Raw genomic sequence first — 14,515 nt, forward strand, 5'->3', positions numbered from 1 at the left:
CGTCCGAACACGGCCGTGGGGCCCGGTGCCCCGGCGCGGGAACGGCCGGGGCACCGGGGCGGCCGGGCCCGTCAGTCGGCCGCCGCCGGGGTGCGGGCGAAGTGGCGGGCGGTGGGTACCAGTGCCGCGGCCGCCGGGGCGGCGAAGCAGACCGCGGCGCACACCGCGAGGACCGGGGTGACGCCGAAGGCCGTGATGGCCGGCGCGATGAGGGCGAGGCCGACCGGGGCCAGGCCGTAGGAGACCAGGAAGTCCAGCGAGGAGACGCGCGCGAGCTTGTCCGGGGCGACCTCGCGCTGGGTGGCCGTGAACCAGGGCACGTTGAACAGTTCGATCCCGATCCCGGCGACGGCGTACGCCGCGATCACCGCGGCGGGGTGCAGCGGCAGCACGAGGCTCAGCGGCGCGAAACCGTACGCGGCGAGGCCGGCGAACGCGGCCCAGCCCTGGGCGCGGGGCCGCCAGCGGGCGATGACGAGGGCGCCGCCGAGGGCGCCGAGGGTGTACGCGGTGACGGCGGCGGCCAGCACCCATTCCGTGCCGTAGCGGTCCCGGCTGATCAGCGGCAGGGCGACGCTGGTGGCGGAGTAGCCCAGCGCGATGACCGCGGTGAGCGCGGCGAGGCCCGCGAGGAACCAGGGGTGCCGGCGGGCCTCGCGTATGCCGTCCACGAACTCGGCGCGGAACGAGGCCCGCTGACCGGCTTGCGGCGCGGCGGACGGGGCGCCGGAGCCGCGGCCCGGCACGAGAGCGGCGACCAGCCAGAGCAGGCCGATGCCGAGCAGCAGGGTCCACACGTCCAGGAAGGCGGCGAGCAGGGCGGTCAGGGCCGGGCCGGCCAGAGTGGAGCCGCGGACGGCCAGGGTCATGGCGGCGTTGGCCTGCTGCCTGCCCTCCGGGGCCACGACCTCGGCGGTGAGCGCCTGGAACGCGGGGCGGCAGGCGCCTTGTCCGGCGCCGGCCAGGGCCGCGGCGCAGGTCATCAGCAGGACCGAGCGGCCCAGGCCGGCGGCGAGGAGGGGGGCGGCCGCGGCGGCCGCCAGGGCCGACCAGAGGACGACCGCCCGGCGGGAGTGGCGGTCGGCCAGGACCCCGCCCACGGCGACCGCGGCGAGGAAGCCGGCGGTCCGGGCGGCGAGGACGAGGCCGAGGCCCGCCGGGCCGAGCTCTCGGTGCAGCACGGCCAGACCGAGGACGAAGGGCAGGGCCCAGGTCGCCAGACCGGAGGCGGTAGTTCCAGCCCAAAGGCGGAGGAACGCGACATCGCGCAGGACGGACGGGGCGGCGGGCGGGTCGGCGGGATCGGCCACTGCCGGGGCCTTGGCGGGCGTGGATGGAGTCGCCACGGGGTGTTGCTCCCTTGTTCGCGGTCGGACGGGTCCGGTGGCGGCGGGTCGTCAACGCGCCGTGCTGTCGGCGCCGTTGCGGCCGGCGCCGCCGAAGGGTTCGCAGCCGCCCGCCGAGAAAACGCCACCCCCGGAGTAGTTATTGAACATGATAACCATTACGGTACTGTCTGCTGCCGCGGCACTCCTGCCCCGCGACCGGCACCACGCCCTTCCCAGACCGGAGAACCCATGCGTCATCCCGTCCGCCTCGGTATCGCCCTCGCCGTCGTCCTCGCGACCGCCGGCTGCTCGACCACCGCCGACGGCTCCTCCCCGGACCACGAGCCGGCGGCCGGCGCCGGGGGCAAGGCGACGACCCTCGCCAGCTGCGGCCGGCAACTGGCCTTCGACCGGCCGCCCCGACGCGCCGTGGCGCTGGACCAGAGCTCGACCGAGATCCTGCTGGAGCTCGGGCTCCAGGAACGCATGGCGGGAACGGCCAACCTGAAGACGAAGATCCCGCCGAAGTACCAGGAGGCCTACGCCAAGGTCCCCGTCATCGCGCCGAAGATCGCCACCAGCGAGCAGCTGCGCTCCGCCACCCCCGACTTCGTCGTCGCCGGCTCCGGGGACCTCTACACCAAGGACCGGGCCGGCACCCGCGAGGAACTGGCAGCCCTGGGCGTCCCCACCTTCGTCAGCGCCGTCGACTGCCCGCAGCAGAACGAGCCCGGCAGGACCGCCTTCGACCTGCTCTTCGCCGACTACCAGAGCCTCGGCCGGGCCTTCGGCGCCGACGAGCCCGCCGCCCGGCTCGCCGCCGAGCAGCGCGCAGCGGTCGCCAAGGCCGGGGAGACCGCCGCGAAGGTCGAGGACCAGCCGACCGTCGTCTACCTCTACTCCGTCTTCAACGGGATGCCGTACGTGGCCGGGAAGACGGGCCTGCCCAGCGAGATGAGCCGGATCGTCGGCGCCCGGAACGCCTTCGACGACGTGAACGAGGACTGGCCGGAGGTCTCCTGGGAGGAAGTCGCCAAGCGCGACCCCGACTTCATCGTCATCGGCGACCTCTCCGAGCGCGGCCGGCCGGGCGACAGCGCCGCCGAGAAGCGCGAGGCCATGAACCGGCACCCGGTGATCTCCAAGCTCGACGCCGTGCGCGGCGGCAAGATCCTCGAGGTGCCGGGCATCGAACTCGACCCGTCCGTACGGTCCGTGCACGCACTGGAGCTGGTCGCCGCGGGCATGCGGGACCTCGGCCATGCCCGCTGATCCGCCCGCCCGGCCGGGACCGGTGGACCTCGTGCCGCCGGTGGATCTGCTGCATCCGGCGGCCCGCCGGACCCCGCCGCCGCCGGCGGCGGCACCGCGACGCTCCCCCGCGGCCGGCCGGTCCGCGCCGGCCCGGGCGGGGCTGTTCCTCGCCGCCGCGGCGGCGCTGGCCCTCTCGATGGCCTGGGCCGTGCGCATCGGCACCGCCGATGTCGGATGGGCCGACGTCGGGGCCGTGTTCGGCAGCCGGCTCGGCCTGGCCGTCGAACCGCTGCCGCCGCTGGTGGACTCGCTCGTCTGGGACCTGCGGATGCCCCGGGTACTGATGGCCGCCCTGGTCGGGGCCTCCCTGGCGGTGTGCGGCACGGTGTTGCAGGCCGTCACCCGCAACGCGCTGGCCGACCCCTACCTCCTCGGCGTGTCCTCGGGGGCCTCGGCCGGCGCCGTCGCCGTCGTGGTCCTCGGCGTGGGCGCAGGCGTCCTCGGGGTCACCGGCGGCGCCCTGGTCGGCGCGCTGCTCTCCTTCGGCCTGCTCCTGCTGCTGCTGAGGAGGACCGGCCTGGACTCGGTGCGCATCGTGCTGACGGGCGTGGTCGTGGGACAGCTCTTCACCGCACTGACCTCGCTGACCCTGATGGCCTCGGCCGACGCGGACACCACCCGGGCCGTCACCCACTGGCTGCTGGGCTCGATGGCGCCCGCCCGCTGGGACGCGGTCCTCGTCTGCGCGATCGTCACGCCCCTCGGGCTGGCGGCCGCCTGGCTGTGCTCGAACGCCCTCGACGGGCTCGCGTTCGGCGCCGACACGGCCGCCTCCCTGGGGATCGGCGTACGGCGCACCCGACTGCTGCTGCTCGCGGTGACGGCCGTGCTGACCTCGGTGGCCGTCGCGACCGTCGGCGCCATCGGGTTCGTCGGGCTGATCGTGCCCCACGGGGTGCGGTTCCTGATCGGGCCGCTGCACCGGGTGCTCCTGCCGTACGCGGCGCTCGCGGGCGCGGTGTTCCTGGTGTGGACGGACGCGCTGGCGCGGGTCGCCTTCGCACCGCGGGAACTGCCCGTGGGCGTGATCACGGCGCTGCTCGGTGTGCCGCTGTTCCTGCTGGTCCTGCGCAAGAGGGGTGAGCTGTGAGGATCACCGCCGAACGGCTGAGTTGGTCCGTGGCGGGCACGCCCGTGGTCCGCGGGGTCGACCTGGACATCGCCCCGGGCGAGACCGTCGGGCTGCTCGGGCCCAACGGGTCGGGCAAGTCCTCCCTGCTGCGCTGCCTCGCGGGCCTGCGCGCCCCGGACGCGGGCACCGTCCGGTACGACGGCGAGCCCGTACGGCGGTGGAGCGCGCGGCGCATCGCCCGCCATGTCGCCTTCGTCGAGCAGGACTCGGGCTCCGACAGCGACCTGAGCGTCGCGGACATCGTCGGCCTGGGCCGCACCCCCTTCCGGGACCGCTGGCGCGGGCCGGACGCGGCCGACCGGGCCGTGATCGCCGCCGCGCTGGACCGCGTCGGACTGACCGCGCTCGCCGGCCGCTCCTGGCGGGCCCTTTCGGGCGGTGAGCGCCAGCGCGCCCACATCGCCCGCGCGCTCGCCCAGCAGCCGTACGGCCTGCTGCTCGACGAGCCCACCAACCACCTCGATGTGAAACACCAGTTGGACCTGCTGGAACTGTTGGCGAGGACCGATCAGACCGTCCTGGTGGCGCTGCACGACCTGTCGCTGGCCGCCCGGTACTGCGACCGGCTGGTGCTGATGCACCACGGCCGGCTGGTCGCCTCCGGCACCCCGGAGGCCGTCCTGACCGCCGAGCGGCTCGCGGAGGTCTTCGAAGTGGACGCCGAACTCGCCGCCGACGCCCTGGGCAACCGGGCGGTGGCCTACCGCCGGCGCGCCCGCACCCCCGCCACCCCGCTCCCCCACTGACAAGGACTCTTCCATGATCCGCATTTCCACCACGTACACCGCGCCCGCCGCGCCCGCCGCGTCCCCGCGGACCGTGGACGAGCTGACGGCGGCCGTGCTCGCCGGCGAGCACGGCCCGCTGCCCTCCGCACTCGTCGCGACGAGCGTGTTCTGGATCCACCACGGCACCCGCCTGGCCGGCGGCGACACCACCTACCTCAACCAGTACGTCCTGGTGCGCCTCGGCGGCTCGTTCGGAGGATGCGCCTTCGAAGCCGGCGAGATCGACCCGGCCGTCTGCCGCGATGCCTCGGGCAGCCCCCTCGACGTCCTGCTGCGCGAGGCACCCCGCCCCCTGCGCATGGCGGCTCTCGACGCCTACCTCGCCGAAGTCCGCCCGCACACGGGCGCCGTGGACGCCGGGGAAGCCGAGGCGGTCGTCCTTCCGGCCGGGACACCGGAGGTCCGCGCGAAGGCCCGTGACGCGGCGATCGCGGGACTGCTGGACATCCCGGCGGGTGCCGGGGTCGGCCTCATCGGCGTGGTCAACCCGCTGGTCGCCGCGATCCGCGAGCGCGGCGGCGTACCGCTGCCCTGCGACTTCAACCTGAAGACCACCCAGTGGGGAGACCCGGTCACCGACGACATGCACCAGGTCCTCGACGGGGCGCAGGCCGTCGTGGCGACCGGAATGACCCTGAGCAACGGCTCGTTCGACACGATCCTGGACCGCTGCCGGTCCCGGGGGATCCCGCTGGTGGTGTACGCGCAGAGCGGCAGCGCCGTGGCCCGCGCCTTCCTCGGGGCCGGGGTGAGCGCGGTCTCGGCGGAGCCGTTCCCCTTCTCCCAGTTCAGCGCCGACCCCACTCGGCTGTACCGCTACCGCGCCCCGGCCGGCGCCTGACGGCGACCCCGCGCGCCGGCGCCCGCGGCGCTTGCCCCACGTCCTCACGACAAGGAGTTCCCGCATGGACCAGCACATCGCGGAGTCGGTCGGCCGCCCCGACCTGATACGCCTCGACGACCGTCTCGTCTGCCTGCGCTTCGAGACCATGAAGGTGGTCTCCGCGCTCGCCGCGGTCCGCCACCTGCTCGACACCGGCACCGTCCGGCGCGGCGACACCCTGCTGGACAGCTCCAGCGGCATCTACGCCCACGCCCTCGCCCTGGCCTGCCACCGCTACGGCATGCGGTGCCACATCGTCGGTTCCACCACCGTCGACCGCACCCTGCGCGCCCAGCTCGCCGGACTCGGGGCGACGCTGGAGCAGATGGAACCGTGCAGCGACCTCAAGCTCGACCAGAGCCGCCGGGTCGAGCGCATCCGGGAGATCCTGGCCGAGCACCCCGAGTACCACTGGATGCGCCAGTACCACGACGACATCCACTACCTCGGCTACCGCTCCATCGCCGAGCGCGTCCGGCGCTCCACCGGATCCGAGGCCCTGACCATCGTCGGCGGCGTGGGGACGGGCGCCTCCACCGGATCCCTGGCCCGGTACCTCCGCGAGGACGACCCCGGCGTCGAACTCGTCGGCGTGCAGCCGTACGGCAGCGTCACCTTCGGCGCCGAGCACGTCTCCGACCCCGAGATCATCATCGCCGGGATCGGCAGTTCCATCCCGTTCGGGAACGTCGCGCACGAGCTGTACGACGTCCTGCACTGGATCTCCTTCGACGCGGCCCGCGCGGGCAGCGTCGACCTGCTGCGCCGGCACGCCCTCTTCGCCGGGCTCTCCACGGGGGCGGGGTACCTCGCGGCCCGCTGGGAACGCGACCGCAGCCCCGGGCGGACCGTCCTGTTCATCGCCCCCGACACCGGCCACCGCTACGTGGACACCGTCTACGCCCGCCACGGCCAGGTCGCGCGGCTGGAGGACCTGGCTCCGCTCCCGGTGGCGGACCAGGCCGAACTCGCCCTTCCGTGGTCCCGGATGCGGTGGAACCGCTCGCCCTCCCCGGCGCACGGCCGCGTGGGATCCCTCGTGTGACCCGCTGACCCGGCGGGCCCGCCGAACTCGGCCCAGGGTGCACCAGCCGGGACTGATCGGAGGACACCCCCGGATCCGGTGCGGCGCCCGGAAGGGCGCGCACCGGATCCGGGGGTTGTTTTCAGTGCCTGCTCCAGCGGTACTTCCCCCCGCCGACCCACCGGACCTCGTCCGGGTCGTCCAGGTCGTGGACCGTGATGCCGTTGGCCGCCGCGGTCAGCAGCACGTCGGTCATGGACCGGGCCGTGCTGACGACCTCGCCGTCGATTTCCACGATGCGGAACGGCGGGTCGCCGGGCTGCACGCCGAGTACCGTGACCCGCGCCGCCGAGATGTAGGGACTCGCGCTTTCGGTCATGCGCAGCTCGCCTCCACTTCATGACCTGGGCGCCGGGGGGCGGCCAGCCCACACCGATCAGTATGGCGCCTGCCGGGGTACCCGGCTCATCCGGAGCGGGCCCGGTCAGACCTGCGGCGCGTCGGAGGCGCAGGCGGGGCACAGGCCCCGGTAGGTGACCTCGACCCCGGACACGGCGAAGCCGAACCGCTCGCCCGCCGGGAGCCCGGCCAGCGGATCACCGGTCGGGTGGACGTCGCGGATGAGGCCGCAGCCCGAGCAGACCAGGTGGTGGTGCGGGTGGTGCGCGTTGGGGTCGTAGCGCTTGGCCCGGCCGTCCGTGGAGACCTCGAGGACCTCACCGAGGGTGACCAGTTCACCGAGCGTGTTGTAGACGGTCGCGCGGGAGATCTCGGGCAGCAGCCGCGCCGCGCGGGCGTGCACTTCGTCGGCCGTGAGGTGGACGTGTTCTCCGTCGAGGACCTCCGCGACGACACGCCGCTGGGAGGTCATGCGCCAGCGACGCCCTCGCAGTCGCTCCAGCAGGTCACTCATGTTCGGTTCACCAGTTCGGGATCGGCAGGATGACGGGATTCTACCGGCAGGCGCTCGGGCGGCGGGTCCGGCCGGGTGGCAACGGAGAGCAATTCCACTCGCGACCCCGGGGAAAACAGGTCGCGATATCGGAAGAGCCGATCTCCTTTCGCGAGGTCGCCGTCGGTTTTCCACGCGGGGGTGCCCTGCGTGTTCTCGTAGCGGTGTGGTCCGCGGTGCGCGACCATAACGGACGCCGACATAGTTTCAGCAGACAGCGCCAACAGCATGCAGCCAGCAGAGGGAAACACCGAAACAGGAAGAAGGACGGACGTGTCCGGCAGCGAAAGCGAAAACCCAGCAATCCCCTCCCCGGCCCCGGCGGCGACGCGCCCCAGGACGAACCGGGACTGGTGGCCGAACCAGCTGGACCTGCAGGTCCTCCACCAGCATTCGGAGCAGGCCAATCCGATGGGCGCGGATTTCAGCTACGCGCAGGAGTTCGCGACCCTCGACGTCGACGCGCTGAAGCGGGACGTCTTCGCGGTGATGACGGCCTCGCAGGACTGGTGGCCCGCGGATTACGGCCACTACGGGCCGCTGTTCATCCGGATGAGCTGGCATGCCGCGGGAACGTACCGGATCGCGGACGGCCGCGGCGGAGGCGGTTCCGGCGCCCAGCGCTTCGCCCCCCTCAACAGCTGGCCCGACAACGCGAGCCTCGACAAGGCGCGCCGTCTGCTGTGGCCGGTGAAGCAGAAGTACGGCCAGAAGATCTCCTGGGCCGACCTTCTGGTCTTCGCGGGCAACTGCGCCATGGAGTCGATGGGATTCAAGACCTTCGGATTCGGTTTCGGCCGGGAGGACATCTGGGAGCCCGAGGAAATCTTCTGGGGTTCCGAGGACACCTGGCTCGGTGACGAGCGCTACTCCGGCGATCGGGAACTCACCGGTCCTTTCGGTGCGGTGCAGATGGGGCTGATCTACGTCAATCCGGAGGGCCCCAACGGAAATCCGGACCCGATCGCCGCGGCCCGGGACATTCGCGAGACGTTCGCGCGCATGGCGATGAACGACGAGGAGACGGTCGCGCTGATCGTCGGCGGCCACACGTTCGGCAAGTGCCACGGAGCCGTCGACCCCCAGTACATCGGCCCGGAACCCGAGGGCTGCCCGATCGAGCAGCAGGGCCTCGGCTGGCACAACTCGTACGGCAGCGGCCGCGGCGTCGACGCGATCACCAGCGGGCTCGAGGGCGCGTGGACCGCCGAGCCGACGAAGTGGGACAACGGGTACCTGGACAACCTGTTCCGCTACGACTGGGAGCTGACGAGGAGCCCGGCCGGCGCGCAGCAGTGGACCCCCAAGGACCCCTCGGCCCAGGGGACGGTGCCCGACGCGCACGATCCCTCGAAGCGGCACGCCCCCATGATGCTGACCACCGACCTCGCGCTGAAGGTGGATCCGGTCTACGGGCCGATCTCGAAGAGCTTCCACGAGGACCCGGCCAAGCTCGCGGACGCGTTCGCCAGGGCCTGGTACAAGCTGCTGCACCGCGACATGGGTCCCCTCTCGCGCTACCTCGGGCCGTGGATCCCCGCTCCGCAGCTGTGGCAGGACCCCGTGCCCCCGCTGGATCACGCGCTGGTCGGGGACGCGGAGATCGCCGACCTCAAGGCCCGGATCCTGGCTTCGGGACGGTCCGTGTCCCAGCTGGCCGCCACCGCATGGGCGGCGGCCGCCAGCTTCCGCGGCACCGACAAGCGGGGCGGGGCCAACGGGGCCCGGCTGCGGCTCGCGCCGCAGAAGGACTGGGAGGTCAACGCGTCGCCCGAGGTGGCCGAGACGGTGCGGGCCCTCGAAGGGATCCGGGAGGAGTTCAACGGGGCGCAGGCCGGCGGGACGAAGGTCTCGCTCGCCGACCTGATCGTCCTCGGCGGGTGCGCGGCCGTCGAGCAGGCCGCGAAGAGCGCCGGACACGCGGTCACGGTCCCGTTCGCACCGGGGCGCACGGACGCCTCGCAGGAGCAGACCGACGTGCAGTCGTTCTCCGTGCTCGAGCCCAAGGCCGACGGCTTCCGCAACTACCTGCCGGAGGGCGAGAAGCTGTCGCCTGAGACGCTCCTGCTGGACCGCGCCAACATGCTCACGCTGACCGTGCCCGAGATGACCGTCCTCGTCGGCGGCATGCGGGCCCTGAACACCGGCTACAAGCAGTCCGCGCACGGTGTCTTCACCGACCGGCCGGAGGCGCTGACCAACGACTTCTTCACCCACCTGCTCGACATGGGTACGGAGTGGAAGGCATCGGCCTCGGTCGAGAACGTGTTCGAGGGCCGGGACCGGGCCTCGGGCGAGGTCAAGTGGACCGCCACGGCGGTCGACCTCGTCTTCGGTTCCAACTCGCAGCTCCGGGCCGTCTCGGAGGTGTACGCGTCGCAGGACGCGGGCGAGAAGTTCGTGCGTGATTTCGTGCGGGCGTGGGACAAGGTCATGAACCTCGACCGGTTCGACCTGGCCTGAGCCCGGTGTCCCGGCCGGCCCTCCCCGGCCGGCCGGGGCCTGCCCGGGGGCGGCACGCCCGGCCCGCCGGCGGTCGCGGGCGGTGATCGCCGGCGCCGCATGAACGGACCCGGCGGGGGCAGCCGCCCGTATGTCGTTACCCCGGTAGAGGAGGCAGAGGCATGGCAGGCGAGGACCAGGACGTCGTCGAGGTGATCCTCAAGGACCACCGCACCATGGAGGAGCTGTTCCGCCGCATGCGGAGCATCGAGGCGGACCGCGCCGGAGCACGGGAGGAGTTCGCGGCGCTGCTCATCGCGCACGGGGAGGCGGAGGAGATCGAGGTCTACGGGGCGCTCAAACGCTTCCAGGACGTCGACAACGAGGAAGTCGAGCACGGCGAGGAGGAGCACGCCGAGGGCAACAAGGCCCTGCTGGCGCTGCTGGAAGTGGACGACGTCGGCTCCGACGCGTGGGACGAGCGGCTGGAGGAGCTGGTCAAGGCGGTCACCCACCACCTGGACGAGGAGGAGCGGACCATCCTCAACGGTGCCAGGGAGGGCGTCCCGAACGAGCGCCGGGCCGAGCTGGGCGCCGCGTTCCTGCGGGAGCGCGAGAAGCAGCTGGCGTCCGGCTGCGGCAGCATCGAGAACGTGCGCAGGATCGTCGGCGCGTGACCGGGAGGCCCGCCGGGAGCGGGCGTTCAGGTGAGCGGGGGGTGGCCGGCCGGCATCGCCTCACCCGGGGCTGCCTGCCCGGGTGCGGTGCCGGTGGGGTCGATGTCCTCGTGCACCAGGTGGTAGTGGCGCTTGGACGCGGTGCGGCGGAGGCGCGAGGACCCGCTTCAGCGTGGCCAGGTCAGGAGAACCGCCCCCTCGGGATGTCCGCTCCGCCGCCGGACCGATGGGGTTTGGCGGGGGCGGAAGCGGTTAGGCGCCTGCCATGGCGGCCGGGCCCCGGCCGGTCCCTGGCAGGGTGCTTCGTCCGTCCCGAGCGCGTGCTCGTCCCGCACGTGTTCCCGTGCGGCCCCGTACGTTCCAGCACGTCACGGCGTGCCGGCCATGAGTGAGCGAGGCCTACATGATCAGTCATCCTCCCTCCCAGCCGGGTGGTCTGCCTCCCCCGGAAAGCCTCAGTCCCCCGGCCATGTACGGGGGCCAGCTGCCGAGGGACCACACCCAGGCGATCCTGGAGGTCACCAAGCACGTGGCGGCCCTGCTCAAGCAGTCCGGGCAGCCGTTCGCGCTCGCCGGCAGCGTGGCCGCCTTCGCGCACGGCGTGCCGGCCCGGTTCCAGCACGACACGGACTTCTGCGTCCGGCACGAGGACGCCGACGCGGTCATCCAGGCACTGGAGGCCGGCGGGATATCCATGCGCCGGGCGCCGGAGGACTGGCTGGTCAAGGGCAGCTCCGGCGGCGAGGACATCGACCTGATCTTCGAACTCGCCCGGAAGCCGGTCAGCACCGAGCTCCTCGACCGGGCGGAGGTGAAGGCGGTGGACTCCGTCTGGATGCCGGTCCTGTCCCCCACGGATCTCATGGACAGCCGCATGGCCGCGCTGTGCGAGCACTACTGCGACTTCGGCGACCTGCTGCCCATGGCCCGGATGCTGAGGGAGCAGATCGACTGGGACCGCCTCGACCGGACCCACCGCGCCGACGCCCTGCCCGACGCGTTCCTGTACCTCCTGGAACGCCTTCGCGTCATCGACCCCCGCGAGGCGACGCCATGACTTCCGTCGGCAAGATCGAGTACCGCGTGCAGCGACTTCGCGAGCGCCTGGCCCGCGAGGACATCTCCGAGCTCGGGGTGCGCATCGACGTGCGCGGGGCGGGGGCGTTGATCTGGGGGCACGTGTCCGGGGCGGACACCCGGGCCGCCGTCCTGCGGATCGCGGCGGAGGAACTGGCGGGCGTGGACTGGCAGGAGGACCTGACCGTGAACCGTGCGACGCCTCCCGACCACGCCGAGGAGCTGTCATGATCCGCGTCGCGGCCGTGGGGGACATCCACCTCGGCCCCGGCAGCGCGGGCATGCTGCGCCCGGCCTTCGACACGCTCGGGGACTGCGCGGACCTGCTGCTGCTGGCCGGCGACCTCACCCGGCACGGCACGCCGGAGGAGGCGCGCGTGGTGGCCCGCGAGGTGTCCGGGCTGCCGGTGCCGGTGGTGGCCGTCCTCGGCAACCACGACTACCAGAGCGATCAGCAGGACCTCGTCGCGGCGGAGCTGGCCGCGGAAGGCGTCCGCGTCCTGGAGGGCGAGGGCGTGGTCCTCGACGTCGGCGGTACGAGGGTCGGTGTCGCCGGGACCAAGGGCTTCTGCGGAGGCTTCGCCGGGCGCAGCGCGAGCGAGTTCGGCGAACCGGAGATGAAGGCGTTCATCCGCTACACCCGGGCCTGCGCGGACGGTCTGGACAGGGCCCTGCGGGAACTGCGCGCCGACGGGTGCGAGCTGCGGATCGCGCTGACGCACTTCTCGCCGGTGTCGGACACGCTGGCGGGCGAGCCGCTGGAGATCTATCCCTTCCTCGGCAGCTACCTCCTGGCGGAGGCGGTGGACGAGGCGGGTGCCGACCTCGCCGTCCACGGCCACGCCCACTCCGGCACGGAACACGGCATGACGGCGGGCGGGGTGCGGGTGCGCAATGTCGCCATGCCCGTCATCGACCGCGCCTTCGCGCTCTACCACCTCGCGGTGCCGCCGGTTTGAGCGGCCGGGATCGGGGCAGACGCCGAGGCGTCGAACACCGGAACAACGGAGACGGCCTGCGGAGGATTCGATGTCCACCAGCACACTTCTCGCCGTCCTGATCCCGGTCGTCGTCGTACTGGTCCTCGTCGGCATCGCCGCGTGGATGTTCCAGCGGCGGCGTCGGCTCCAGGAGCGGTTCGGTCCGGAGTACGAGCGGACCGTGGAACACACGGGCAGCAAGCACGCTGCCGATGCCGAGCTGCGGGAGCGCCAGGCCCGGCACGACGACCTCGACATCAGGGAACTCCCCGCGGAGGAGCGGCGCCGCTACGCCGACGCGTGGACCACTGTCCAGCAGCGCTTCGTCGACCGGCCGGAAGGAGCGGTGGCGCAGGCGGACGAGCTGGTCACCCGCCTGATGCGGGACCGGGGCTACCCCACCGAGGGGTACGAGCAGCAGCTGCGCGAGCTGTCCGTCGAACACGGGCAGACCCTGGAGCACTACCGCGCGGCGCACGCCGTCAACGTCCGCAGCAGCAGCGGGCAGGCAACCACGGAGGAGCTGCGGGGCGCCATGGTGCACTACCGCGCGCTCTTCGACGAACTGGTCGGGACGACGAGGTGACCCGAGATGCAGAGGGAAGAAGAACAGCGGAACGAGGGGCAGGGCTTGACCACCGAGCGGCTGGCCCAGCTCGGAGGCGGCGGCGAGCCGCAGCCGATGTACCCGGGTGAGGCGACCTCCGACGACACCACCTTGGACGACGACCGCGACGCGATGCGGCAGGAGGCCGACACGACCGACGCGGAGGAGGCCGGTGTGACCGACGCGGACGACGCCGGCGTCACCGACGCGGACGAGGCGACCGCCTACGGGGACACCGCGGGTGCGACCGGAACGGCGTCCGCGACGGAGTCCGTCCCCCCGGGGGAAGAGCAATCGCTGCTCCCCGAGCGGGAGGCCGAGGAGTACCAGAAGACCTGGGGTGAGATCCAGGCCCGCTTCGTGGACGACCCGCAGGGCGCGGTGCGCGACGCCGACGGTCTGGTCTCCGAGGTCATGCAGACCCTCGCCGCGACCTTCTCCGACCACAAGAAGGATCTGGAGGGCCAGTGGCAGCAGGGCGAGGAGGTGGCCACCGAGGACCTGCGCCTCGCCTTGCAGCGGTACCGGTCGTTCTTCAGCCGGCTGCTGCGGACCTGAGGTGACGGCGCTGGTCGGCGTGACCGGCCTGCGTGAGCGGTGGGGCGGTCGGACCGCGGTGATCGCGGACCGGCCGCCCCACCGCACGTCTTCGCCCGGCCGCCCGGCCGTACGGATGCGGTTCGGCGACCCGCCGCCGGGCAGGCGCCGGGTACGGCCTTCGGCATCACGGAAGGTCCCGGACGATGGAGGTGGCGCCTGATGGAGCGGACCACGGAACCTGCACCCGACGGGCCCGCGCCCGTACCCGAGCGGCCGCACCCCGTCCCGCGAGATCCCCGGCCCACCGATCCCGGAAGGCCAGATCCCGGAAAGCCGCGGCCCGCGCCGGCTCCGCCCGAGCCCTCGCCCGGTGAGCGGCCGGCCGTACCGGAGCCGCCCGACTGACTCACGGTCCGCCGACGCTCAGTCGTGGTTGTGGTTGTGGTCGTGGTCGTGGTCGTGGTCGTGGTCCTCGTCCGCGTCCCGGATCGGCATGAACGCGATGCACTCCACGTCGATCTGGTCGGCGAGCTCCATCAGCACGCCGGCCAGGGCGAGGGTCGTGCCCGGATCGAGTTCCGCCTCCCCCTCGTAGACCGCGTGCAGCCATCCCGCCGCGAGGTGCCGCAGCAGGGACGTGGCGTCGTCGGCGGGGATGAGCAGCCGACCGCCCGGCAGGGAGACCAGGGGAACCGACGCGTTCACGGCGACATCTCCTTCACCTTGCCTGGTGGCGGGGCCTCGCATGGCACAGGGCCCCGTGTGCGCAGG

At 72.9% G+C, this 14,515-nt stretch carries 17 protein-coding genes; 12 read left to right on the top strand and 5 right to left on the bottom strand.

Annotated elements, in window-relative coordinates; all coding sequences use genetic code 11:
• Positions 1 to 71 precede the first annotated feature (71 nt).
• Positions 72 to 1,310 (bottom strand): MFS transporter, encoded by a 1,239-nt coding sequence (locus BGK67_RS04480; RefSeq protein WP_069918668.1) that lies wholly within the window; start codon positions 1,308 to 1,310, stop codon positions 72 to 74.
• A 267-nt stretch (positions 1,311 to 1,577) separates the two neighbouring features.
• On the opposite strand from BGK67_RS04480, the gene BGK67_RS04485 reads away from it, so the two are divergent.
• The 5 genes from BGK67_RS04485 (at position 1,578) to BGK67_RS04505 (ending at position 6,490) form a co-directional block, all read left to right on the top strand.
• A complete protein-coding gene (locus tag BGK67_RS04485) occupies positions 1,578 to 2,600 on the top strand; it encodes an ABC transporter substrate-binding protein (protein ID WP_069918669.1) in 1,023 nt (340 codons plus the stop codon).
• Positions 2,590 to 3,732 (top strand): FecCD family ABC transporter permease, encoded by a 1,143-nt coding sequence (locus BGK67_RS04490; RefSeq protein ID WP_079154009.1) that lies wholly within the window; start codon positions 2,590 to 2,592, stop codon positions 3,730 to 3,732. Before BGK67_RS04485 ends, BGK67_RS04490 begins: the two co-directional genes overlap by 11 nt.
• Positions 3,729 to 4,520 (top strand): ABC transporter ATP-binding protein, encoded by a 792-nt coding sequence (locus BGK67_RS04495; RefSeq protein ID WP_069918670.1) that lies wholly within the window; start codon positions 3,729 to 3,731, stop codon positions 4,518 to 4,520. The genes BGK67_RS04490 and BGK67_RS04495 overlap by 4 nt, the downstream gene beginning before the upstream one ends.
• A gap of 13 nt (positions 4,521 to 4,533) precedes the next feature.
• Positions 4,534 to 5,403, top strand: coding sequence for a Rossmann-like domain-containing protein (locus BGK67_RS04500; RefSeq protein WP_069918671.1), 870 nt, complete (start codon positions 4,534 to 4,536; stop codon positions 5,401 to 5,403).
• Positions 5,404 to 5,467: 64 nt separating this feature from the next.
• Positions 5,468 to 6,490, top strand: a complete 1,023-nt coding sequence (locus tag BGK67_RS04505) for a pyridoxal-phosphate dependent enzyme (RefSeq protein ID WP_069918672.1) — start codon at positions 5,468 to 5,470, stop codon at positions 6,488 to 6,490.
• Positions 6,491 to 6,611: 121 nt separating this feature from the next.
• On the opposite strand, the gene BGK67_RS04510 is transcribed toward BGK67_RS04505, so the two are convergent.
• The 3 genes from BGK67_RS04510 to BGK67_RS38245 all read right to left on the bottom strand — a co-directional run bounded on the left by BGK67_RS04510 (position 6,612) and on the right by BGK67_RS38245 (position 7,651).
• Complete coding sequence (locus BGK67_RS04510) at positions 6,612 to 6,848, bottom strand: hypothetical protein (protein WP_069918673.1); 237 nt, start codon at positions 6,846 to 6,848, stop codon at positions 6,612 to 6,614.
• Between the two features lie 105 nt (positions 6,849 to 6,953).
• Positions 6,954 to 7,382 carry a Fur family transcriptional regulator gene (locus BGK67_RS04515; RefSeq protein ID WP_079154010.1) on the bottom strand — a complete coding sequence of 143 codons (429 nt, stop codon included), beginning with the start codon at positions 7,380 to 7,382 and terminating at the stop codon, positions 6,954 to 6,956.
• On the bottom strand, positions 7,379 to 7,651 hold the full coding sequence (locus BGK67_RS38245; RefSeq protein WP_141754002.1) for a hypothetical protein: 273 nt from the start codon (positions 7,649 to 7,651) through the stop codon (positions 7,379 to 7,381). The genes BGK67_RS04515 and BGK67_RS38245 overlap by 4 nt, the downstream gene beginning before the upstream one ends.
• A gap of 43 nt (positions 7,652 to 7,694) precedes the next feature.
• On the opposite strand from BGK67_RS38245, the gene katG reads away from it, so the two are divergent.
• From katG to BGK67_RS04550, 7 genes are all read left to right on the top strand, one after another.
• Positions 7,695 to 9,884 (top strand): catalase/peroxidase HPI, encoded by a 2,190-nt coding sequence (gene katG / locus BGK67_RS04520; RefSeq protein WP_069918675.1) that lies wholly within the window; start codon positions 7,695 to 7,697, stop codon positions 9,882 to 9,884.
• A gap of 161 nt (positions 9,885 to 10,045) precedes the next feature.
• Positions 10,046 to 10,540 carry a hemerythrin domain-containing protein gene (locus BGK67_RS04525; RefSeq protein WP_069918676.1) on the top strand — a complete coding sequence of 165 codons (495 nt, stop codon included), beginning with the start codon at positions 10,046 to 10,048 and terminating at the stop codon, positions 10,538 to 10,540.
• Positions 10,541 to 11,009: 469 nt separating this feature from the next.
• Positions 11,010 to 11,597 carry a nucleotidyltransferase family protein gene (locus BGK67_RS04530; protein WP_244291145.1) on the top strand — a complete coding sequence of 196 codons (588 nt, stop codon included), beginning with the start codon at positions 11,010 to 11,012 and terminating at the stop codon, positions 11,595 to 11,597.
• Positions 11,594 to 11,848, top strand: a complete 255-nt coding sequence (locus BGK67_RS04535) for a hypothetical protein (RefSeq protein ID WP_069918678.1) — start codon at positions 11,594 to 11,596, stop codon at positions 11,846 to 11,848. Before BGK67_RS04530 ends, BGK67_RS04535 begins: the two co-directional genes overlap by 4 nt.
• Positions 11,845 to 12,576, top strand: a complete 732-nt coding sequence (locus tag BGK67_RS04540; RefSeq protein ID WP_069918679.1) for a metallophosphoesterase family protein — start codon at positions 11,845 to 11,847, stop codon at positions 12,574 to 12,576. Before BGK67_RS04535 ends, BGK67_RS04540 begins: the two co-directional genes overlap by 4 nt.
• A gap of 70 nt (positions 12,577 to 12,646) precedes the next feature.
• On the top strand, positions 12,647 to 13,183 hold the full coding sequence (locus BGK67_RS04545; RefSeq protein ID WP_069918680.1) for a hypothetical protein: 537 nt from the start codon (positions 12,647 to 12,649) through the stop codon (positions 13,181 to 13,183).
• A 6-nt stretch (positions 13,184 to 13,189) separates the two neighbouring features.
• Positions 13,190 to 13,762, top strand: coding sequence for a hypothetical protein (locus BGK67_RS04550; protein WP_069918681.1), 573 nt, complete (start codon positions 13,190 to 13,192; stop codon positions 13,760 to 13,762).
• A 405-nt stretch (positions 13,763 to 14,167) separates the two neighbouring features.
• On the opposite strand, the gene BGK67_RS04555 is transcribed toward BGK67_RS04550, so the two are convergent.
• On the bottom strand, positions 14,168 to 14,449 hold the full coding sequence (locus BGK67_RS04555; RefSeq protein WP_069918682.1) for a DUF6213 family protein: 282 nt from the start codon (positions 14,447 to 14,449) through the stop codon (positions 14,168 to 14,170).
• Positions 14,450 to 14,515: the final 66 nt, after the last annotated feature.

It is taken from the genome of Streptomyces subrutilus (genome assembly GCF_001746425.1).
Lineage (GTDB): Bacteria > Actinomycetota > Actinomycetes > Streptomycetales > Streptomycetaceae > Streptomyces > Streptomyces subrutilus_A.

Excerpts from the sequence above, each read along its gene's own strand:
- BGK67_RS04485 (WP_069918669.1), top strand. The coding sequence starts at position 1,578 with ATGCGTCATCCCGTCCGCCTCGGTATCGCCCTCGCCGTCGTCCTCGCG.
- BGK67_RS04490 (WP_079154009.1), top strand. The coding sequence starts at position 2,590 with ATGCCCGCTGATCCGCCCGCCCGGCCGGGACCGGTGGACCTCGTGCCG.
- BGK67_RS04500 (WP_069918671.1), top strand. The coding sequence starts at position 4,534 with ATGATCCGCATTTCCACCACGTACACCGCGCCCGCCGCGCCCGCCGCG.
- BGK67_RS04505 (WP_069918672.1), top strand. The coding sequence starts at position 5,468 with ATGGACCAGCACATCGCGGAGTCGGTCGGCCGCCCCGACCTGATACGC.
- BGK67_RS04510 (WP_069918673.1), bottom strand. The coding sequence starts at position 6,848 with ATGACCGAAAGCGCGAGTCCCTACATCTCGGCGGCGCGGGTCACGGTA.
- BGK67_RS04515 (WP_079154010.1), bottom strand. The coding sequence starts at position 7,382 with ATGAGTGACCTGCTGGAGCGACTGCGAGGGCGTCGCTGGCGCATGACC.
- BGK67_RS38245 (WP_141754002.1), bottom strand. The coding sequence starts at position 7,651 with ATGCTGTTGGCGCTGTCTGCTGAAACTATGTCGGCGTCCGTTATGGTC.
- BGK67_RS04525 (WP_069918676.1), top strand. The coding sequence starts at position 10,046 with ATGGCAGGCGAGGACCAGGACGTCGTCGAGGTGATCCTCAAGGACCAC.
- BGK67_RS04530 (WP_244291145.1), top strand. The coding sequence starts at position 11,010 with ATGTACGGGGGCCAGCTGCCGAGGGACCACACCCAGGCGATCCTGGAG.
- BGK67_RS04535 (WP_069918678.1), top strand. The coding sequence starts at position 11,594 with ATGACTTCCGTCGGCAAGATCGAGTACCGCGTGCAGCGACTTCGCGAG.
- BGK67_RS04540 (WP_069918679.1), top strand. The coding sequence starts at position 11,845 with ATGATCCGCGTCGCGGCCGTGGGGGACATCCACCTCGGCCCCGGCAGC.
- BGK67_RS04545 (WP_069918680.1), top strand. The coding sequence starts at position 12,647 with ATGTCCACCAGCACACTTCTCGCCGTCCTGATCCCGGTCGTCGTCGTA.
- BGK67_RS04550 (WP_069918681.1), top strand. The coding sequence starts at position 13,190 with ATGCAGAGGGAAGAAGAACAGCGGAACGAGGGGCAGGGCTTGACCACC.